General features: G+C 27.8%; 21 protein-coding genes, 1 pseudogene and 2 riboswitches. Of the genes and pseudogenes, 13 read left to right on the plus strand and 9 right to left on the minus strand.

What is annotated here, in order from left to right:
- Window positions 1-156: 156 nt before the first annotated feature.
- Entirely contained in the window at window positions 157-585 is a 429-nt protein-coding gene (locus tag KGF46_RS09590; RefSeq protein WP_227828413.1) for a hypothetical protein, read from the minus strand.
- A gap of 280 nt (window positions 586-865) precedes the next feature.
- Here KGF46_RS09590 and KGF46_RS09595 point away from each other — a divergent pair, with 280 nt between their 5' ends.
- Entirely contained in the window at window positions 866-1306 is a 441-nt protein-coding gene (locus KGF46_RS09595; protein WP_227828414.1) for a hypothetical protein, read from the plus strand.
- Window positions 1307-1358: 52 nt separating this feature from the next.
- Here the strand turns inward: KGF46_RS09595 and ribE are convergent, their stop codons facing one another.
- The 4 genes from ribE to ribD form a co-directional block, all read right to left on the minus strand.
- Window positions 1359-1820, minus strand: a complete 462-nt coding sequence (ribE, locus tag KGF46_RS09600) for a 6,7-dimethyl-8-ribityllumazine synthase (protein WP_227483246.1) — start codon at window positions 1818-1820, stop codon at window positions 1359-1361.
- Between the two features lie 106 nt (window positions 1821-1926).
- On the minus strand, window positions 1927-3120 hold the full coding sequence (locus tag KGF46_RS09605) for a bifunctional 3,4-dihydroxy-2-butanone-4-phosphate synthase/GTP cyclohydrolase II (protein WP_227828415.1): 1194 nt from the start codon (window positions 3118-3120) through the stop codon (window positions 1927-1929).
- 22 nt (window positions 3121-3142) lie between these two features.
- Window positions 3143-3808, minus strand: coding sequence for a riboflavin synthase (locus tag KGF46_RS09610; protein ID WP_227828416.1), 666 nt, complete (start codon window positions 3806-3808; stop codon window positions 3143-3145).
- Between the two features lie 31 nt (window positions 3809-3839).
- Complete coding sequence (gene ribD / locus KGF46_RS09615; RefSeq protein ID WP_227828417.1) at window positions 3840-4952, minus strand: bifunctional diaminohydroxyphosphoribosylaminopyrimidine deaminase/5-amino-6-(5-phosphoribosylamino)uracil reductase RibD; 1113 nt, start codon at window positions 4950-4952, stop codon at window positions 3840-3842.
- A 124-nt stretch (window positions 4953-5076) separates the two neighbouring features.
- Window positions 5077-5198, minus strand: a riboswitch (FMN riboswitch).
- Between the two features lie 187 nt (window positions 5199-5385).
- Between ribD and recQ the strand changes: the two genes are divergently transcribed.
- The 8 genes from recQ (at window position 5386) to KGF46_RS09655 (ending at window position 14778) form a co-directional block, all read left to right on the plus strand.
- Window positions 5386-7869, plus strand: coding sequence for a DNA helicase RecQ (gene recQ / locus KGF46_RS09620; protein ID WP_227828418.1), 2484 nt, complete (start codon window positions 5386-5388; stop codon window positions 7867-7869).
- Window positions 7870-7957: 88 nt separating this feature from the next.
- Window positions 7958-8069: riboswitch (TPP riboswitch) on the plus strand.
- A 142-nt stretch (window positions 8070-8211) separates the two neighbouring features.
- Window positions 8212-9513: a phosphomethylpyrimidine synthase ThiC gene (thiC, locus tag KGF46_RS09625; protein WP_227433195.1), complete on the plus strand. Its 1302-nt coding sequence runs from the start codon at window positions 8212-8214 to the stop codon at window positions 9511-9513.
- Between the two features lie 48 nt (window positions 9514-9561).
- Complete coding sequence (gene thiS / locus KGF46_RS09630; protein WP_227828419.1) at window positions 9562-9756, plus strand: sulfur carrier protein ThiS; 195 nt, start codon at window positions 9562-9564, stop codon at window positions 9754-9756.
- On the plus strand, window positions 9743-10552 hold the full coding sequence (gene thiF, locus KGF46_RS09635; protein ID WP_227861961.1) for a thiamine biosynthesis protein ThiF: 810 nt from the start codon (window positions 9743-9745) through the stop codon (window positions 10550-10552). The genes thiS and thiF overlap by 14 nt, the downstream gene beginning before the upstream one ends.
- Before the next feature lie 62 nt (window positions 10553-10614).
- Window positions 10615-11385, plus strand: a complete 771-nt coding sequence (locus KGF46_RS09640) for a thiazole synthase (protein WP_227828421.1) — start codon at window positions 10615-10617, stop codon at window positions 11383-11385.
- Window positions 11386-11401: 16 nt separating this feature from the next.
- A complete protein-coding gene (gene thiH / locus KGF46_RS09645) occupies window positions 11402-12505 on the plus strand; it encodes a 2-iminoacetate synthase ThiH (protein ID WP_227861950.1) in 1104 nt (367 codons plus the stop codon).
- Complete coding sequence (locus KGF46_RS09650; protein ID WP_227828423.1) at window positions 12506-13204, plus strand: thiamine phosphate synthase; 699 nt, start codon at window positions 12506-12508, stop codon at window positions 13202-13204. It begins immediately after the preceding gene.
- A 179-nt stretch (window positions 13205-13383) separates the two neighbouring features.
- Window positions 13384-14778 (plus strand): YfcC family protein, encoded by a 1395-nt coding sequence (locus KGF46_RS09655; RefSeq protein ID WP_227828424.1) that lies wholly within the window; start codon window positions 13384-13386, stop codon window positions 14776-14778.
- A gap of 184 nt (window positions 14779-14962) precedes the next feature.
- Here KGF46_RS09655 and KGF46_RS09660 read toward each other — a convergent pair whose 3' ends face one another.
- The 4 genes and pseudogenes from KGF46_RS09660 to KGF46_RS09675 all read right to left on the minus strand — a co-directional run bounded on the left by KGF46_RS09660 (window position 14963) and on the right by KGF46_RS09675 (window position 17174).
- Window positions 14963-15472 (minus strand): SdpI family protein, encoded by a 510-nt coding sequence (locus KGF46_RS09660; RefSeq protein ID WP_227850424.1) that lies wholly within the window; start codon window positions 15470-15472, stop codon window positions 14963-14965.
- A gap of 173 nt (window positions 15473-15645) precedes the next feature.
- Window positions 15646-16761, minus strand: a complete 1116-nt coding sequence (locus tag KGF46_RS09665; RefSeq protein ID WP_227861951.1) for a transposase — start codon at window positions 16759-16761, stop codon at window positions 15646-15648.
- Window positions 16739-16894: pseudogene (locus tag KGF46_RS09670) on the minus strand (IS607 family transposase); the annotation flags it as partial. The gene KGF46_RS09665 and the pseudogene KGF46_RS09670, both read right to left, overlap by 23 nt.
- A gap of 19 nt (window positions 16895-16913) precedes the next feature.
- Window positions 16914-17174 carry an autorepressor SdpR family transcription factor gene (locus tag KGF46_RS09675; protein WP_227828427.1) on the minus strand — a complete coding sequence of 87 codons (261 nt, stop codon included), beginning with the start codon at window positions 17172-17174 and terminating at the stop codon, window positions 16914-16916.
- A 277-nt stretch (window positions 17175-17451) separates the two neighbouring features.
- On the opposite strand from KGF46_RS09675, the gene KGF46_RS09680 reads away from it, so the two are divergent.
- The 4 genes from KGF46_RS09680 (at window position 17452) to KGF46_RS09695 (ending at window position 20366) form a co-directional block, all read left to right on the plus strand.
- On the plus strand, window positions 17452-18819 hold the full coding sequence (locus tag KGF46_RS09680) for a GTP pyrophosphokinase family protein (RefSeq protein WP_227828428.1): 1368 nt from the start codon (window positions 17452-17454) through the stop codon (window positions 18817-18819).
- A gap of 124 nt (window positions 18820-18943) precedes the next feature.
- Complete coding sequence (locus tag KGF46_RS09685) at window positions 18944-19447, plus strand: molybdenum cofactor guanylyltransferase (protein ID WP_255287807.1); 504 nt, start codon at window positions 18944-18946, stop codon at window positions 19445-19447.
- A gap of 47 nt (window positions 19448-19494) precedes the next feature.
- Window positions 19495-19866 carry a CoA-binding protein gene (locus KGF46_RS09690; protein WP_227828430.1) on the plus strand — a complete coding sequence of 124 codons (372 nt, stop codon included), beginning with the start codon at window positions 19495-19497 and terminating at the stop codon, window positions 19864-19866.
- A gap of 161 nt (window positions 19867-20027) precedes the next feature.
- Window positions 20028-20366, plus strand: coding sequence for a heavy metal-binding domain-containing protein (locus tag KGF46_RS09695; RefSeq protein ID WP_227828431.1), 339 nt, complete (start codon window positions 20028-20030; stop codon window positions 20364-20366).
- The last annotated feature ends 68 nt before the right edge of the window (window positions 20367-20434 follow it).

Genomic DNA, 20434 nt, shown 5'->3' on the forward strand with positions numbered 1-20434 from the left:
TATGAATATAGTATTTTAGTTAACTTATATTACTGGAATTTTTAATTTCAGTAATATTTTTTTATCTCAAGTACTTTATATTTTATTAAAAGTTTTTAGTATTTAAATACAATTTAATTATTATAAATCCTATATTAAAACTTATATTTTTAAATACTACACAATCAAATCTTGTAAGTTATCTTCAAAACTTTCTAAGTAATCACAAAATAATCTAAACTCTTCTATATTTTTGATTTCTTGTAAATTTCTTAAGTCTATCATCATATTGCTATATTTATGCAGCATAAAACTCATATCATATATTTCACATTTAACAAATCCTTCTTGATAACTGTATTTATAAGGTTCATATTTTGAAAAATTTGATTCAAAGTATTTTATTTTAGCATAACATAATCTGTGTATGTTGAATAAAAGAGCAAGCACAGATTCTTTAACTGCAAACTTGTGTGTGAAGTATTTTATAGTGTGGTATTTATCGTGTTTAAATTCCCAAATTAAATCTTCATTCAAAGTAAGAGAATATTTTTTTATAAGGTTACGTTTTTCTAGTGTTAAATTTTGTATTGAACTTGTTTTCATAATTCAGTCCCCCATAAATATTCAATAAACAACCATTAAATTATGGTGTTCATTTATAGTTTATTATTGCTTACTTAATTATATTGTATAATTAATCGAGAAAATAATAAAATAGATAATTAATATAACATTAATATATGCTATAAATAAAAACGATAGCTTTGATAGTAATATATGCGAATTTATGGTATTTTATATTCAGAGTTATATTTGTAGTTATTTTAGGCTTTTAAAAGTATTTCTAATTATTAACTTATATTTTAGGGGAGAGGGAGATAAATTGTTCAGTAAGAATGAGTATATTGTTGTAGTATGCCGTGCTTGTTTTATGTTTTATCATAAAGATAATGATTTAAAGGAGAGAATATCCTTTTCAATACAGCCTATACCAAATGTACCATTTTATCACTATCTATTTGAAGGTGATGTTGAAAACTATATTAGAAATGTACAAACCAAAGTTTCTATTAAGAAAGCAACTTTGTATGTATTAATCTCAGATGACGCATTAAGTATAGACATAAGAATATTACAAGAGTTTTTCACTCAATTAGGATGTAGAAAACTAATTTTTTCTAAACAAAATATTCTTTTAAGTAACTATGTAGAAAACTATGTTTCAATATCCTTTACTAATAGAGTTATTGCAGTTTCATATATAATCATGTTTAAAATTATTAAGTACCAAAAGACAAATATGCTTTGCCATCTTGGTACTTAATAGTATTTTATAGTCTCTATGTTAATTTCCACTATTTAATCAATAATAGTATTTAATCTAGAACCTTAAATAGGTTTGCCATTTCTAGTGCATTCATAGCACAATCATATCCTTTATTTCCGGCTTTTGTGCCAGCTCTTTCAATAGCTTGTTCAATATTTTCTGTTGTTACTATTCCAAATATAACAGGTAATTCATTATCCAAAGATACTTTTGCAATGCCTTTAGATACTTCACTACATACATAATCATAATGAGAAGTAGCACCTCTTATAACACATCCTAAACATATTATAGCATCATACTTACCATTCTTAGACATTTTTTGAGCAACAAGAGGAATCTCAAAAGCTCCAGGTACCCAAACTACTTCTATATTTTCCTGAGTAACATCATGTCTTAAAAGGCAATCTTGAGCACCAGATAAAAGTTTTGATGTTATAAATTCATTAAAACGAGAGTTTATTATACCTATTTTTAAGTCTTTTCCAATAAGTTTTCCTTCATATATCATTTTTATTTCCTCCAATTTTATTTAGGTTATAAATTTATATTTTTAGTATGTATACATATTATTGTAATAAAAATTACTTAGTAGAATAAAAATTAAATACCATTAGCTATATAATATCTAATAGATGTCCCATTTTATCCTTCTTAGTTTTTAGATATAATTTATTAAAATCATTGATTTCTTCATTAATAGGAACTCTATGTTCAATCTTTATTCCATATTTTTCTAACTGGTTTATTTTGTCAGGGTTATTACTTAAAAGATTTATACTTTTTATATGTAAGTTTTTTAATATCTGAGCAGCTATATAAAAATCCCTCATATCTTCTTCAAATCCAAGCATTAAATTTGCTTCAACAGTATCATAACCTTCTTCTTGAAGCTTATAAGCTTTAATTTTATTTAAAAGGCCAATACCTCTACCTTCCTGTTTCATATAAATTAAAACACCACTCCCATTTTCTACAATTTTTTTCATAGAAGTTTCTAATTGTAGGCCACAATCACATTTTAAAGAATGAAATACATCACCTGTTAAACATTCAGAATGAAGTCTAACTAGTGTATTTTCTTCATTTACATTTCCGTAAGTAAGTGCAATGTGTTCTTCATTTGAATAAATATCTTTATATCCTATGATTTCAAAATTTCCATATTTTGTTGGAAGAAAAGCACTAGAAATTTTTTCTATAGTGGTTTCATTTCTTTTACGATATTCTATCAAGTCTTTTATAGTAATTATTTTTAAATTATGTTTTTCTTTAAATATCATTAAATCATCAACTCTTGCCATTGTACCATCATCTTTCATTATTTCGCAGATAAGACCAATTTCTTTAAATCCTGCAAGTCTAGCAAGGTCTACAGAAGCTTCTGTATGACCATCTCTAACTAGGACACCTCCAGTTTTTGCGATTAATGGGAATACATGTCCAGGCGTTTTAAAATCTTTACTTGTGGAACTTTCATTACAGAATAGTTTGACAGTCTCAGCTCTCTCATATGCAGATATACCTGTTAAAGTGTCTATGCCATCTATAGTGACAGTAAATGCCGTTTGAAATGTGTCTGTATTTTCTTTAACCATAAGAGGTATATTTAAACTTTTAAATTTTTCTTCAGTAGCAGGTAGACAAATAAGTCCTCTACCATATGTAGCCATAAAGTTTATTGTCTCAGCTGTAGCCATTTCAGCTGCCATCAATAAATCTCCTTCATTTTCTCTACTTTCATCATCAACTACGATTACCATTTTTCCATTTTTGATATCATTAATAGCTTCTTCAATAGTATTAAACATGTAATTCACTCCTTTATTATTTTTAAAAACCATTTTTAAATAAAAATTCTTTATCTATATTTGATTTATAGTTATTACTATTAGAATTTAATTCCTTATAGTTTTTTACAAGAAAATTATTAACATACTTTCCAATTACATCACTTTCTAAATTGACAAAATCTCCAACATTCTTAGTTAAGAGAGTAGTGTTAAATTTAGTATGAGGTATAACAGAAACCTTAAATATTTCATCATCTAGATAAGCTATAGTTAGGCTTACACCATCAATAGCCACAGAGCCTTTGTGTATTATTGTTGATAAAAGTTCTTTGGATGATTGTATGCTTATTAAAACTGCATTTTCATCTTTTTCAAATTTACAAATAGTACCTTTACTATCAACATGACCTGTTACTATGTGTCCACCAAATCTAGAAGAAAGACTCATAGCTCTTTCGAGATTTACTTTATCATTTGGATTTAATGAACTTAAATTTGTGGAACGAACTGTTTCCATCATGACATCAGCAGTAAATTCATTTTTACCTAAACTTGAAACAGTTAAGCAAACTCCATTTACAGCAATACTATCTCCAAGATTTGTGCCATCTAGTATTTTATTTGATTGTATGGTGACTTTTCCACTTTTGCCATTAGCTGTGATTTTTCTAAGTATTCCAACTTCTTCTACTATGCCAGTAAACATTTTGACCTCCTAGACATGTATATTTATAAATTTAATTTAAAACATCAGACTCCACCAAAATATCTCCATCTATTAAAGTTACATTCTTAATTTCTAATTGTATAGCATCTGATAAGTAATTTATTCCCTCTCCAGAAACGAAAGTAGGAGCATCTTTTCCACCTATAATTTTAGGTGATAAAAATAATTTGACTTTATCAACTAAATTGTTTCTAAATAGACTGTCATTAAGTGTAGCACCACCTTCAACTAAAACAGAATCAATTTTTAATTCGCCTAATTTATACATTACAAATTCTAAATCTACCATATTATTTTTTTTAGGAGAAAGTACTACGTCAATATTATTTTTTATTAGAACTGATGATTTTTCACTATCTTCACAACATGTAAAAACTATAGTTTTACTGTTTTTATCTTTAACTAATTTGCTATCAACTGGCAATTTTAAATTTGTGTCTATTATTATTCTTACAGGGTGAGATACATTTTCCTGGTTAAGTCTGCAAGTTAGCAGCGGATTATCATTTAAAACTGTATTTATCCCAACCATTATACATTGATATTTATTTCTATACTTATGACTTAGATATCTTGATGATTCATTAGATATCCATTTTGATTCTAGCGATTTTGTGGCAATCTTGCCATCTAAACTTATTGCTGATTTTACAATACAAAGAGGTTTTTTTGTTTTTATGTAGTAAAAAAATATTTCATTTAATTGTTTTGCTTCTTTTTCTAATACACCTACAGTAACATCAATGTTATTGTCCCTTAGTTTTTTTACTCCATTACCACAAACGATTGGATTTGGGTCTAATGTAGATATTACGACTCTCTTAATCTTATTTTGAATAATTTTATCTACACAAGGAGGTGTTTTGCCATAATGAGAACATGGTTCTAAATTTACATAAAGAGTAGTGTCTTTTAAACTTTGATTAGCACTATTTATAGCATTTATTTCAGCGTGATTAGAGCCAAATTTCTCATGATATCCTTTACCTATTATGTCGTTATCCTTAACAATTACACATCCCACTAATGGATTTGGATTTACAAAACCTTCTCCATTTTTGGCCAATTCAATAGCTTTTTTCATATAATAAATATCTTTTTCTTTTTGACTTATAAATTTCACAATATTTACACCTCCTATTTAAACTTAGATAATTTTCAAACAAAAAACCCTGAGAATTAACTCAGGGTCTAGAATAATCTACAATAAATATTGCATAAATGCTCTACAAAAACACTTATTTAGCATATATCTTCTTCCATCCAGACTTTACTGTCGGCTTTGGAATTTAACCAAATCAACCAAGTTTTAACTCAGCTCGCGGGCTATACCGCCGATTGGGAATTTCACCCTACCCCGAAGATTAAGTATTAATTTTATATTTAGAATGTATCATAAATTATTTTACTTTGCAAACTATTTTTTAAAAAATATATGTTAATATATAATATATAACAGCTAGAAACTTTGGAATAATGCGATTGTGAATATAAAAATAAAAATTTGAACATAATCAGAAAAGAAGTTTAATTAATTTGAATTGGGAGAGAAATATATGAACAAAAAACCTTTAGAAATATTATCAAAATACTATGGATATACAAGTTTTAGAAAAGGCCAAGAGTCCATAATAAATTCTATTTTGAATAAAAAAGATGTATTAGCTATAATGCCAACTGGAGGAGGAAAATCTATATGTTATCAACTTCCAGCATTGATATTAGATGGAATGACAGTAGTGATTTCACCACTTATATCTCTTATGAAAGACCAAGTAGACGCTTTAAAAGCCATGGGAATCAATGCTGCTTTTATAAATAGTTCATTGGGAAACAAAGAATTTAATGAAATATTAAGTAATATTAGAAAAAATACTTATAAAATACTTTATATTGCTCCAGAAAGATTAGATACTCAAGAATTTCTTGAACTAATAAATAATAATGACATAAGCCAAATTGCAATAGATGAAGCACATTGTGTATCTCAATGGGGACATGATTTTAGACTGAGCTATAGAAGGATTTCTACGTTTATCAATAGTTTGTCTAAAAGACCCATAGTCACAGCTTTTACAGCTACTGCATCAGAAGAGGTAAGAGCTGATATAATAAATTTATTGTGTTTAGAGAGTCCAGATTGTTACATAACAGGGTTTGATAGAGAAAACCTAGCAATAAATATAGTAAAATCATCTAGTAAAAATAAATATATTTTAGATTATATTCAAAATCATAAAAATGAGTCTGGAATTATATATACAGCTACTAGAAAAGAAGTTGAAAATATCTATAATGGCTTAGCAAAGAGAAATATATCTGTATCAAAATACCATGCAGGTTTATCTAAAAATGAAAGAAATAAGAATCAAGAAGATTTTATAAATGATAATATAGATATAATGATAGCAACAAATGCATTTGGAATGGGTATTGATAAGCCCAATATAAGATGGGTTATACACTATAATATGCCTCAAAGTGTAGAAAATTACTACCAAGAAATAGGGAGAGCTGGTAGGGATGGAGAAAAAAGTGAATGTATACTTTTATTTTCTCCAGGAGATGTACATATACAAAAATATTTAATAGATATTGGTGTTGAAAATCCTGAAAGAAAATTATTTCAACATAAAAAACTTCAGAATATGATTGATTTAGTCTATAGTAATTCTTGTTATAGAAAGACAATATTAAATTATTTTGGGGAAAATCATGTAGAAAATTGTAATAACTGTAGTAATTGTCTAGTGGAGGGGGAAATAGTAGATAAAACCATAGATGCTCAAAAAGTTATTTCATGTGTAGCTAGAATGAAAAGAAGCTATGGTGTTACTACTATTGTAGATGTACTTAGAGGGTCTAAAAACAAAAAAATTTTACAACTTGGTTTAGATACTTTGTCTACATATAATATTATGAGAGATTATTCAAGTGAAGACTTGAAGAATTTTATAAATACATTAGTTTCTCATGGGTTTTTAGATTTAGTCGAAACTTTAGGTAGCGGAAACAGAGGAAGTTACCCAACTATAAGATTAAATGATATGTCTATGAAAGTTTTGAAGGGTGAGGCAAAGGTAGAATTTAAGGAAATTGTAATGACAAAATCCCTAGAAGTAGAAGATGAATTATATAATGCTTTAAGAGAGTTAAGACACTTAATTGCAAGTGAAGAAAAAATAGCTCCATATATGGTTTTTGGAGATGGAACACTTAGAGCTATGTCTAGTAGTTATCCAGTCAATAAAGAAGAAATGCTAAATATATCTGGAGTAGGAGAAATTAAATATCAAAAATATGGTGAAGATTTTGAAACACTAATCAAGGAATATGTCGAAAAAAATAATATAAATAAAAAAGATAAAGAAAAAAATATCGATTTAACGAATGATAATAGTGAATTTCTTGAAGTTAATACAGATAAAGCTTTATATGAAAGGCTAATAAATATTCGAGAAGAATATGCTAAAAAAGAAAAATTACTTCCATACATGATTTTAACTAATAAAGCTTTGAAAGAAATAAGTGGAAGATATCCCATTGATAAAGAACAATTAAAGGATATTTCAGGTATAGGTGAAGTAAAAATTGAAAAGTATGGGGCTAGTATTTTAGATGAAGTTAAACATTATGTAAAAGAAAATAATATTGATGTTAATTGGGAGAAAAAGAAAAAAAGAAAATTGATACTAGATGGAGAAAGCAGAAAAAACAATGAAATAGCATTAGATTTACTAAATCAAGGGAAGGACATACAAAGTGTTAGCCAAGAAATAGAAGTATCCTTATCTACAGTTATTGGATATGTATATGATTATGTGAAAGATGGGCAGAGTATGTCATTTACATTGGATTTAGAAAGTTTTTATACTGAAGATGAAAAGAAAATGATTTTAGAAGTGTGTGAAAAAATAGGTTATGAAAATTTAAATAACATAAAAAGAAAACTTCCAGATTCAATAAAGTATGAAAATATAAGGGCTGTAATACTTAAAACTTATCTTGAAAATTCGAAAAAAGGTGTATCATTAGAGTAAAGTTAGGTGGATTAAAATATAAAATTTGTATTATTGTGTTGAACTAATATTTTTGCTGTGTTATACTGAATTTGTAAAAATGATAAAAATTTAGAGCTAGGGGCGCTAGAATTGGCTAGCTGAGAGATAAAGCCGTAACTTACAAACCCTAATAACCTGATCAAGATAATGCTTGCGAAGGGAAGCTTTGTAATATAATTTTGTTATATAAATAGATAAATTATTCTGTATAGTGAGAAATTTGTCTAAGTGTATATATGATTATAAGAGTGCTTTCCAAAACAAGGAAAAGCACTTTTTTTATTGTTAAAAACTATAACTTTAATCTTGGAGGAATGTAATATGAATTATACAACGCAAATGGATGCTGCTAGAAAAGGCATAATAACTAAAGAAATGGAAATCGTTTCTCAAAAGGAACAAGTAGATGTAAATGAATTAAGAGAATTAATAGCAAAGGGACAAGTTGTTATACCTGCTAACAAAAATCATAAATCCTTAAGTGCAGAAGGTGTAGGTAAAAATTTAAGAACAAAGATAAATGTAAACCTAGGAATTTCAAGAGATTGTAAGAATATAGAAAATGAACTTGAAAAAGTTAAAGTGGCAATAGACATGAAAGCTGAAGCAATAATGGATTTAAGTAACTATGGAAAAACTAGAGAATTTAGAGAAAAAGTTGTTGAAATGTCACCTGCAATGATAGGTTCGGTTCCTATGTATGATGCAGTAGGGTATTTAGAAAAAGAACTAAAGGATATAACAGAAGAAGAATTTTTAAATGTAATAAGACAACATGCTATTGACGGAGTTGATTTTATTACTATACATGCTGGTCTTACTAGAAGTGTTTGCCAAAAGATAAAAAATCATGAAAGATTGACTCATATAGTATCTCGAGGAGGTTCATTATTATTTGCTTGGATGGAGTTAAATAATAAAGAAAATCCTATTTATACTAATTTTGATAAGATTTTAGATATATGTGAAGAATATGATGTCACATTAAGTTTAGGAGATGCTTGCAGACCTGGTTGTATAAAAGATTCTACAGATGGTGTTCAGATTCAAGAACTTGTTGTATTAGGAGAGCTTACTAAAAGAGCATGGGAAAGAAATGTACAAGTCATGATAGAAGGCCCTGGTCATATGGCTATTGATGAAATAGAAGCAAATGTAGTGTTAGAAAAAAGACTATGTCATGGAGCGCCTTTTTATGTTCTTGGACCATTGGTTACGGATATAGCACCAGGTTATGACCATATAACTAGTGCAATAGGAGGAGCATTAGCATGTGCTAAAGGAGTAGATTTTTTATGCTACGTAACTCCAGCAGAACACTTAAGATTACCTAATTTAGATGATATGAAAGAAGGGATAATAGCTGCTAAAATAGCAGCTCATGCAGGAGATATAGCTAAGAATGTTAAAGGAGCTCGTGAGTGGGATAACAAAATGAGTAAAGCTAGAGCAGATTTAGACTGGTGTGAAATGTTTAGACTTGCAATAGACCCTGAAAAGGCTAAAAGATATAGAGATGAGTCAACTCCTACTCATGAAGATAGTTGTACTATGTGTGGAAAAATGTGTTCAATGAGAACAGTTAAGAAAATATTAAACAATGAGGAACTTAATTTAATATAATTTGTACTGAAGATTGGTTGAATAAAGTCAAAAGGAGGAGGTGAGTTAGTGAAGGTTAATGGCAAGAATATTGAATTCAAAGAAAATTTAACTGTTATAGATTTGTTGAATAAATATAACTTAAAGAGTGATAGAGTTGTAGTTGAGATAAATCTAGAAATAGTTGAAGAATCTAATTACAATACATATATATTAAAGGATGAAGATGTTGTAGAACTTATTGGCTTTATTGGAGGTGGTTAAAATAAAAATCTTTGTAAATGAAATATTAACAGATGTTGAAGAAAATACAACTGCCTATAAAGTTAGAGATAATTATAATCACAAATGTGATGTATTGGTGTTGAATGGATATCCAATTAAAGCTGACATTCCACTTTCTGAAAATGATAAATTAACACTTATACAAAAAGGGGTTAAGCCTTCTTTTGATGAGCTAGAAAGCTTGTTGATAGCTAGGCATACTCCAAATGTGCATAATAAATTAAAAAAAGGAAGAGTTGCTATATTGGGACTAGGTGGACTTGGATCCAATATAGCTATCTCTTTAGCTCGAATTGGAGTTGGAGAACTTCTACTTATAGATTATGATGTTGTAGAGCCATCTAACTTAAATAGACAGCAATACTTTATAGACGATATAGGAAAACTAAAAACAGATGCTATGGTTGAAAATATAACAAAAATTAATCCATTTGTAAAATTAAAAACGCAAAATGTTTTTTTAAATAAATACGATATGGATGTACTTAAAGAGGCAGATTTGATAATTGAAGCTTTCGATGATGCTTCATGTAAAGCACAAGTTTGTAATTATACCTTACTAAACTTGAAAGATAAATATTTGATAGCATCATCAGGTATGGCAGGTTATTATGACTCAAATATAATAACTACTAAGAAAATAAGAGATAGATTTTATATATGTGGAGATTTTGTAAATGAAGCTAAATTTGGAGAAGGACTTATGGCACCAAGAGTAGCTATTTGCGCAAATCATATGGCAAATTTGGCAACACAAATACTTATAGATATGTAAATGCGTGAGTCACAAAATAAAAAGATTGAAAATTGAAAAAGTTAAGACTGGGAGGAAAGAAAATGGATAAATTAGTACTTGGAGGACATGAATTTAATAGTAGATTATTGGTTGGAACAGGTAAATATGGCTCAAATGATATATTGCCTAAAGTAATCAAAGAAAGTGGAAGCGAAATAATAACAATGGCACTTAGAAGAGTAGATTTAGATAATAAACAAGAAAATATCTTAACATATATTCCAAAAGAAATGACTATACTTCCAAATACATCAGGAGCTACTAATGCAGAAGAAGCTGTAAGAATAGCTAGAATATCTAGAAAAATGGGTTGTGGAGACTTTATAAAAATAGAAGTAATATCAGATACTAGATACTTACTTCCTGATAATGAAGAAACTATAAAAGCTACAAAAATACTTGCTGATGAGGGATTTATAGTACTTCCATATATGACACCAGACCTTTATGCTGGAAGAAGACTTATAGAAGCTAAAGCAGCAGCGGTTATGCCTCTTGGTGCTCCAATTGGTTCAAATAGAGGTCTTCAAATGAAAGAAATGATAAAAATAATGATAGATGAATTAGATATACCAATAATAGTTGATGCAGGTATTGGTAAACCGTCTCAAGCTATGGAAGCTATGGAAATGGGAGCTGATGCAGTACTTGTTAATACTGCTATAGCTTCAGCAGGTGACCCGGTGCAAATGGCTAGAGCATTTAAGTTAGCTGTAGAAGGTGGACGAGAAGCTTATATAGCAAAAGCAGGAAGTGTATCAGAATTTGCAAACGCATCTTCTCCTTTAACAGGTTTTTTAGGCAATTTATAGAAAGTGGTGATTGATGATGAGTTTTTATGAGGTAATAGAAAAATATAGGGATTTTGATTTTGATGGATATTTAAATAATGTTACAGACAATGATGTTTTAAGAAGTTTATCAAAAGACAAACTTGAGGATTTTGATATATTAAATTTACTTTCTGAAACTGCTGTAAAATATTTAGAAGCTATGGCACAAAAAGCACATAAATTAAGTGTTCAATATTTTGGAAAGATAGTCTGTCTATATACCCCAATGTATATAGCAAATTACTGTGTAAATCAATGTGTTTATTGTAGTTACAATATAAAAAGTGGAATAAAAAGAAAAAAACTAACTATGGATGAAATTAGAGAGGAAGGAAATGAAATTTCAAAAGAAGGTTTCAAACACCTACTTGTTTTAACTGGTGAAAGTAGTTTTCATTCAAGTGTAGAATATATAGGTGAAGCTATAGAAATATTAAGAGATAAATTTCCATCTATAGGAATTGAAGTATATCCGATGGAAGTAGATGAATATAAGTATATTGTAGACAAAGGTGTTGAAGGTCTAACTGTATACCAAGAGACTTATGATGAGGAAATATATAAAAGAGTACATTTAAAAGGGCCAAAATCAAATTATAAATTTAGATTAGATGCTCCTGAAAGAGGAGCAAAGGCAGGTATGAGAACTCTATCAATAGGAGCGCTTTTAGGATTAAATGATTTTAGAAAAGAGACCTTCTTTACGATATTGCATGGGAAATATCTAAAAACAAAATATCCTCATATTGAGCTTTCATATTCAACACCAAGAATGAGACCATTCAAAGGTTGTTTTGAAGAATTAGTAGATATAAGTGATACTGATTTAGTTCAAGCTATGGTTTGTATGAGACTGTTTGACCCTCATGCAGCTTTAAATATATCTACTAGAGAAAATTTAGAAATGAGAAGTCATATAATACCTTTAGGGGTAACTAAATTAAGTGCAGGTGTATCTACAGATGTAGGAGGTCATTCTCAAGATGAACATGATACTGCTCAATTCAAAATAAATGATGAAAGTACTGTTGAAGATATAGAGAAAATGCTAAATTCAATTGGTTATCAACATGTATTTAAAGATTGGGAAAGATTTTAGATGTATTTGATAACAAATAGAAATTTATGTAGTGAGGAACGATACTTAGAGGTTATTAAAGAATCTATATTGAATGGCGTAGAAAATATTATAATAAGAGAAAAAGATTTAGAATATGAAGCATTAAAAGATTTATATATAAAGATAAAAAAGAAAATCAAGTGCATTAATTTTCAAGAAAAAATATTGGATGAAAGCTTGAAGAACAGTATAAAAAAGAAAGAAAATAATGATGCCTTTAACGTAAACTTCATAATAAATAGTAATATAGAATTTTTTGAAAAGATAGATTGTCAAGGTATTCATCTTCCATTTAAATTGTTTTTGAATTTACTGGGAAATAGGTATAATTTCAATAAAAATAAAATATTGGGATTATCATTACATAAAGTAGAAGAAGTAAAGTATCTAGAAGGAATAATAAGAAAACAAAATATAAAAATAGATTACATAACATTATCACATATATATGAAACTAAGTGTAAAGAAAATTTATTGCCAAAAGGAATTGAACTTTTAAAGGAAGCTAAGAAAATTACTGATATTAAGATAGTTGCACTTGGAGGAATTCTACCATCTAATGTCAAAGAAACATTAAAATACTGTGATGATTTTGCTGTAATGTCAACTATAATGAAATCTAAAAATATTGAAGAAACAATATCAAATTATAATGAAAAAATTCAATTAGCAAAATAGGAAGTAAAGTATTTAAATTGAATAAAAATAAAAAAAGCTATCTTTTAAAATCTAAAAGAGAGCTTTTTTATTTTGTATCTTTGCTAATAAAAAATTGTAAAAAGGGAAAACTTTAGTCAGAGAGATTAAAAAATATCCTATATAGATTCAAAATTTAGTAAAGTATGGAGGACATTATAATGATTGACAGTAAGAAGAAACGATTTATTATACCACACACTTTTACAATTATATTCTTGCTAATAGTCTTAATGGCAATATTAACTTGGATAGTACCAAGTGGTGAATTTAGTAGAGAAGATGTAGAAGGTAGGATGGTTGTTGTACCAGGGACTTATCAAAGTGTAGAAAGTAATCCTCAAGGATTTACAGATGTTTTTAAAGCGCCTATAGAAGGTTTTATTGATTCAGCAGAAGTTGTAGGATTTGTTTTAATAGTTGGAGGTGCTTTTGGTATTGTAAATAGAACTGGAGCTATAGAAGCAGGAATAGCATCAGTTATATCGAAGTTTAAAGGAAAAGAACTACTTATAATTCCGATATCAATGATTTTATTTGGTCTTGGAGGTACTACATTTGGGATGGCAGAAGAAACATTACCATTTTATATGATATTTGTTCCACTTATGACATCCTTAGGATATGATTCTCTAACCGCCATTGCGATTGTATTTATAGGAGCAGCGGCAGGAGCGGCTGCATCGACAATAAATCCATTCTCAGTTGGTATTGCACAAGCACTAGCTCAACTTGCTCCTGGTTCAGGAGTAGCATATAGAGTAGTGATTTTTATAGCATATATATTAATCAGTATAGCGTTTGTAATGTATTATGCTAAAAAAGTTAAAGAAAACCCTGAAAGCTCAATAGTGTATGAGATAGATAAAAATAATAAATCAATACTTAATCATACTTCAACTGAAATAAAAGAGTTTACTTTTAAAGAAGTATCTGTTCTTGCTATATTTGGAATAGGAATGGCGATAATGATTTGGGGTGTTTTAAGCCAAGGATGGTATATCCCAGAAATATCAATGTGTTTTGCTGCGATAGGTGTACTTTCTGGATTAGTTGGTAGATTGTCACAAAGTGAAATTTCTGATAGTTTCATAGATGGAGCAAAAGATTTAGCATCAGCTGCTCTTGCAATAGCTTTAGCTCGTGGAATTGTAATAATTGCTCAAAATGGATTCATAATAGATACTATATTAAATTCTGCAGCAAGCTTTTTAGGTGGACTTCCAAAGGTTATATTTGTATATCTATCATTTTTCTTGGAAGCTGCGTTGGCATTTTTGATTCCATCATCTTCAGGACTTGCTTCACTTACAGTGCCTGTTCTTGCTCCTCTTGGTGATTTAGTTAATATATCAGCTCAAGTTATAGTAACTGCTTATCAATTTGGGGTAGGTCTTACAAACTTTATAACTCCAACATCTGGAGTACTAATGGGAGCACTTGCAGTAGCTCATGTTCCTTTCTCAAAATGGGTAAAATTTATAATGCCTATATTGTTGATTTTAACAGCTGTATCTTTAGTTTTTTTAACAATAGGTATATATATAGGTTTTTAATTGAAGAGAGTTTAATTTAATATATTTAGAAATTATATAAAATACTAAAAATATGATTATTAATAAATTGCCACCATAAATTTTTTGGTGGCAATTTATTTTATAAATGTTTCATTTCAATATTAAAACAAATTATAGCTTCCCTTAAGAAGAAGTTGCTTTATTTTATTATATTTATAATTATTTATTTAGAAGTAGGAGCTCTAAATTTATTTCTATAATGAAGCAATAAATATAATAAAGGTATTGCAAACCATATGAACTGGCATGCTGTTGTGACTGTAGCTGAATCAAAGTAAAAACTCAATATAATCATTCCAATAGCTATAACAAATGATAAATACGCAAAAATCTTACTTGCCTTTTTCCATATTTTTTCATCTCCAATGGCCCAAGCATATTTAGTATCTATGTTCTTATAAATTTGTAGTTTAGGTAATAAATTACCAAAATACATAATTATAATGGCATTTATTATAACTGATACTTTGTCGTTAATTTCATAAGAAAATATCTCATCTATACCTAGTAAAGGAATGATAAACCTTCCAACTGCGACTATTAAAAATAACATTTGTAACCTTCTTGCAGTTTTAACTTTTGGGTTATCTTTTGAAAAACCTAAAATTTCTGGTGCATTTACATAGTTTATAATTAATAATGCTACAAGTAATATTAAACCTATATTTTCCATAATAACCGTTGCCAAAACCTTATAAAACTTTATAAAGTATGTTTAATTATTGTTTCAACGTATCTGATTTTGCAAGTCAAACTACAACAAGCTACTTTCATTTGATGTGATACTCCACAATCGTAAATTCGGATACAACGCATCCTACATATTAGCATTATCTTTTTGGTGATTTATGCTAATTTATAATTTGAAAGATTAATTGAAGCATTTAAATCTCTATCAATAGATAATCCACATTTGCAATTATAATATCTATTTTTAAGTTTTAAATCTTTCTTAACCTCACCACATTGACTACAAGTTTTTGATGATGGATAAAATCTACCTGCTATAACTAAATCTATTCCTCTAAACTTACACTTGTATTCAAGTTGTCGTCTAAATTCATAGAAGCCTTGTTTTGTAATAGCTTTTGATAAATGCTTATTTTTCATCAAATTAGAAACTGATAAATCTTCTATTACAACTCTGTATGGTTTGGCTTTCACTATACTCGTTGTAGTTTGATGAAGATAGTTATTTCTAATATTTGCAAGTCTTCTGTGCATTAGTTGTATTTGCTTTTCAAGTTTTATAATATTGTTAGTTTTGACATACTCCTTTCCTTTTTTATTATTTTCATACTTACAAGAAACTTGACGTTGCAACCTACGAAGTTTCTTATCTAATTTTCTAACTACATAAGTTTTATTTATGTTCTTGTAGACTATACCATCAGAACAAATTGCTAAGTCTTTTAGTCCTAAGTCTATTCCTAATGATACATCTGTTAACTCTTCTTTAATTTCTTCTTGCTCTATACCTACTGAAATGTACCAATACTTGTTATCATAACTTATTCTTGGATTACTATATTTAACTCCAGTAGGTAATTGTTCATTAGTTCTTATCCAACCAACTTTTTCAATATTAACTAACTTTCCTTCCTTTACTTTTAACTTACAGTTATCATTGTAGAAGGACTTCTTACTTTTCCTTCTACTCTTAAATATTGGTTTATCTGATAAGCCTTTGAAAAATCTCCTGTAACTATCACAAGCATCTTTAACTGATTGTTTCGCTACATTATTAGATACTTCTTTAAGACAACTTAATTCAGATTTCTTTAATTTAGTTATTTCTTTTCTTAGTTCGTTATCTGAAATAAACTTACCACCATTTTTATAATTTTCTTCTTGTTTCGCAAGTGTCCAATTATATATAAATCTAGCAGTACCTACTGATTGCCACAACTTTTGCTCTTGAAGTTGACTTGGATACAATCTAATTTTTTTCGCTAGTATCATCTTCTATCAACTCCTTTATCATCTTCTTGGCTTTATTACCTCTCTTGCCTTGAAGCCTACAACTAAAAACTGTGATTATCTGTATCATATCTTCAACTAACTCTTGTTGCTCTGCTTTTTCAGTATTGTCAATTTTAACAGTTGCAACTTTCCTATATCTTTTTAAAAATATCCAAGAAGTTTCCAAGTACTTCTTGAAGGACTGATAAATTAATAGAATAAATCAAAAATTGTCCCATTTTTTCTGAGCTAATAAGTTCTGCATCTTTTAAAATATCTAAATGTTTAGATATTGCTGGTTTAGACATATTAAAATGACTTGCTATTTCTCCTGCATTCATATCTCTTTCATTAAGTAATTTTAAAATTTCTCTTCTAGTTTCATCACTTAATGCTTTAAATACTTTTACCATAATATCCTCCTTGCTATAGATATAAATATTTAACTAATTAGTTAAATATTTATATCTATAGTATACTCGTATTAGGAAAAAAAATCCACTATTTTTATAACTTCATTATTACGAAATCTTTTAATTTTATCTGATATTTTAATTCTAATTTGAAATATATATGAAGGTTTTTGGAGAATACTTACTTATAATAGGAAAAAATGTTAAAATAAGAATGTAGTTAAATATAAAGAACTGAAATAGCTAACAGTTATTAAACATAGGAGTGTAAAAATTTATGGGATTAAAAGAATTTGATTTTATTGAAGAGTCTATAGAAATGTTGAGGACAATGTCTCCAACATTAGAAACTATATCAGATGAAATAGAAGAGTACTTTGAAAATATCTTGGATGAAAAAAATCAAGAGTATATAAATGTAACCTCTAGAATAAAATCAGAATCAAGTTTACGGGAAAAGATAATTAGAAATAGATATTTAAAAAAATATGGGGAGGCAAGTAATCTTATTCATAATGTATCTGATTTAATAGGACTAAGAATTGAGTGTAGATTTATTGAGGATGAAAATAAGATATATAGGCTTTTAAGAAGATACTTTAATAAAACAGATGATAAAATAAACTACTATAATAAAGAAAATAAAAATATTAAATTAAAATTGTCTGAAAGACAACCTAATAAGCAAAAAAATGGATTTGAAATATATAAGATAGATGGAGTTTTTGCATATTTAGATAGAGAAGTAAAATTTGAACTTCAAATTAAATCTCTTGTAAATGTGTTTTGGAGTGAGATTGAACATAAAATAATTTATAAAAATAACACATATTTACTTGCTGATAAATTTATAAAGGATATGATGGACTCTATAAAGAATAATCTTACTATGATAGATAATCAGCTTTTGAGTATTTATAAAAACTTTCACTCAGGAAAGTCTTTTAACATGAAAGGAAGTAAAAAAGAAATTGAAAAGCTCTTTGCAAAATTAGTGTACGATGCTTTTTCAGAAAAGATGAATAAAAGTATAGGTTTTGTTGTGGATTTTAAAAAGCCATGTGAAACTATATTAAGTTATTCTTTTAATAAACAAGATATAAGCGATGAAGTTTTAGGTAATTTTATGCTCGATGAGTTTGCAAGATTAAATGAAATTGTAAATAAAGATATAGATTTTAATGACCAAATAGAGTTTGAAAGAGAACCTACATTTGATGATAAATTCTGTAATGATTTAGGAAATCATTTTAGAAGTAGACTAAATACGGAGTTTCCATGGAACTTATTTTTTAGGATATTGTTTGAAATAGAACCATGTAATAACACTGAAGACTTTGAAAACTTTGTAGAGTTTATAAAGGAAAATGTATTGCTTGAAGAAAATAGAGAACAACTCTTATGTCAATTTGAAGAAGATAGTAAATTTATAATTGAAGATATATATAATTGTATTTTTAATAGTATAAGTGAAGTTGATAGTGTTGAAATTTTATATAACTATAATCTTGAAAAAATCAATTTTACATCAAGTGAAATTATAAATTGTATCTGTAGAGAGTATGAGTGTTATAGTGAATATTTAGAAGAAAAAGAAAAACTTATGAATGCATTTAAAGAAAAAATTATTCAGGTTTTTGAGTAGTCAATCAATATTGAAATGGCGCAATAGCGCCATTTTTCAAATATATATAAATAAAAGTATTTTAGAGGAGGCGATTTGTATAGAGAGAACAGGTGTAATTTTAGCAGGAGGGAAAAGCTCTAGAATGGGGAAAGATAAAGCTTTTTTAGAATTACATGAAAAGCCTTTTATTGAAATTGCAATAGAAGTTTTTAAAAATTTTGATGAAGTAATAATAGTATCTAATAATGAAGAATTATATTCAAAATATAACATTAAAGTTTATAATGATATAATAAAAAATGTTGGTCCAATAGGAGGAATATATACTGCTCTTGAACATGCAAAGTATGATATAGTTACAGTTGCATGTGATATGCCGTATCTAAATAATGAAATAGTCGAAAAAATAGCTGATGAAATGGATGATAAAAGTGTAATTTCAGTAACAAATGGAAAGTTACAACCATTGTGTTCTGGATACAAAAAGAGTATAATAAATAAAGTATCTTTATGTATAGGGAAAAATGATTTGAAGCTTAGAACTCTTATAGAAAAAATAGATAAAAGCTATATATACTTTGATAACGAAGATTTATTTTTAAATGTAAATACTATTGATGAGTATAAAAAATTGACTGAAGTTTAATTAGCTACGGTTGTAAAATAGAGTAGGATTTATATGGAGGAGAATTTATGAATTTACTTAAATGTGATTCTTGGGCAGTGATATTAAATAATAGTGACGAAGGAAGCAAAGCATATAAAATATTAGATGAACTTAAAAAGAATATGTACAAAGTTGTTGCTATAGATGAAGAGAAAAAGAATATTGAAGGTATAGATGTATATGAGTGTCTAAAAGACGTACCACACAATATTGATGTTGTAGCTATTATAGATAAGCAGTCTAAGATGGATGCCATTTTAGAAGAGATAGAACTTTTAGACATACAAAATATCTGGTTTGAAAAAGGAAGCTTTAGTGAAATGATTATTAAAAAAATTAAGGATTTAAAATTGAATGTAGAATACAATTTAAGTTTATATGATGAGTTAACTAAGTAAAATTATATATAGAAATGATTAAGAACATAATTGGTTAACGAAATATCTTATTTTATAATATAGATTTCCTAGATAAAGTATCAAATTAAAAGATTTATTAAGAAAATTCCTATTTACATGATATAATATATTAAACAGGAATATTAAGGAGTTGATATATTATGTTAATAGTAACTACAGAAAAAGTAGAAGGAAAAAAAATAGCAGAAGTGTTAGGATTAGTTAGAGGAAGTACAATAAGAGCAAAACATGTTGGAAAAGATATAGGAGCAAGCTTTAAGAATCTTGTTGGTGGAGAACTTACAGGATATAATGAAATGCTTACAGAAGCAAGACAAATTGCAATAGGCAGAATGGTTGAAGATGCAGAATCTAAAGGTGCAAATGCAATAATAGCATTTAGATTGTCTTCAGCTTCAGTTATGCAAGGAGCAGCAGAAATGCTTGCTTATGGAACAGCAGTTATTTTAGAAGATAACAATGATATAGCTGAAAAATAAAGTATAAGTAATTAGAAAGAGACATCTTTTATAAATTTTATGGATGTCTCTTTTTGTTTGAAAAATAT

This window comes from Clostridioides sp. ZZV14-6153, from assembly GCF_020657855.1.
Taxonomy (GTDB): domain Bacteria; phylum Bacillota; class Clostridia; order Peptostreptococcales; family Peptostreptococcaceae; genus Clostridioides.

What these genes read in the sequence shown, in the direction of transcription:
- KGF46_RS09590 (WP_227828413.1), bottom strand. Translation starts at nt 585, where the DNA reads ATGAAAACAAGTTCAATACAAAATTTAACACTAGAAAAACGTAACCTT.
- ribE (WP_227483246.1), bottom strand. Translation starts at nt 1,820, where the DNA reads ATGATATATGAAGGAAAACTTATTGGAAAAGACTTAAAAATAGGTATA.
- KGF46_RS09605 (WP_227828415.1), bottom strand. Translation starts at nt 3,120, where the DNA reads ATGTTTAATACTATTGAAGAAGCTATTAATGATATCAAAAATGGAAAA.
- KGF46_RS09610 (WP_227828416.1), bottom strand. Translation starts at nt 3,808, where the DNA reads ATGTTTACTGGCATAGTAGAAGAAGTTGGAATACTTAGAAAAATCACA.
- recQ (WP_227828418.1), top strand. Translation starts at nt 5,386, where the DNA reads ATGAACAAAAAACCTTTAGAAATATTATCAAAATACTATGGATATACA.
- thiC (WP_227433195.1), top strand. Translation starts at nt 8,212, where the DNA reads ATGAATTATACAACGCAAATGGATGCTGCTAGAAAAGGCATAATAACT.
- KGF46_RS09640 (WP_227828421.1), top strand. Translation starts at nt 10,615, where the DNA reads ATGGATAAATTAGTACTTGGAGGACATGAATTTAATAGTAGATTATTG.
- thiH (WP_227861950.1), top strand. Translation starts at nt 11,402, where the DNA reads ATGAGTTTTTATGAGGTAATAGAAAAATATAGGGATTTTGATTTTGAT.
- KGF46_RS09650 (WP_227828423.1), top strand. Translation starts at nt 12,506, where the DNA reads ATGTATTTGATAACAAATAGAAATTTATGTAGTGAGGAACGATACTTA.
- KGF46_RS09655 (WP_227828424.1), top strand. Translation starts at nt 13,384, where the DNA reads ATGATTGACAGTAAGAAGAAACGATTTATTATACCACACACTTTTACA.
- KGF46_RS09660 (WP_227850424.1), bottom strand. Translation starts at nt 15,472, where the DNA reads ATGGAAAATATAGGTTTAATATTACTTGTAGCATTATTAATTATAAAC.
- KGF46_RS09665 (WP_227861951.1), bottom strand. Translation starts at nt 16,761, where the DNA reads ATGATACTAGCGAAAAAAATTAGATTGTATCCAAGTCAACTTCAAGAG.
- KGF46_RS09675 (WP_227828427.1), bottom strand. Translation starts at nt 17,174, where the DNA reads ATGGTAAAAGTATTTAAAGCATTAAGTGATGAAACTAGAAGAGAAATT.
- KGF46_RS09680 (WP_227828428.1), top strand. Translation starts at nt 17,452, where the DNA reads ATGGGATTAAAAGAATTTGATTTTATTGAAGAGTCTATAGAAATGTTG.
- KGF46_RS09685 (WP_255287807.1), top strand. Translation starts at nt 18,944, where the DNA reads ATGGGGAAAGATAAAGCTTTTTTAGAATTACATGAAAAGCCTTTTATT.
- KGF46_RS09690 (WP_227828430.1), top strand. Translation starts at nt 19,495, where the DNA reads ATGAATTTACTTAAATGTGATTCTTGGGCAGTGATATTAAATAATAGT.
- KGF46_RS09695 (WP_227828431.1), top strand. Translation starts at nt 20,028, where the DNA reads ATGTTAATAGTAACTACAGAAAAAGTAGAAGGAAAAAAAATAGCAGAA.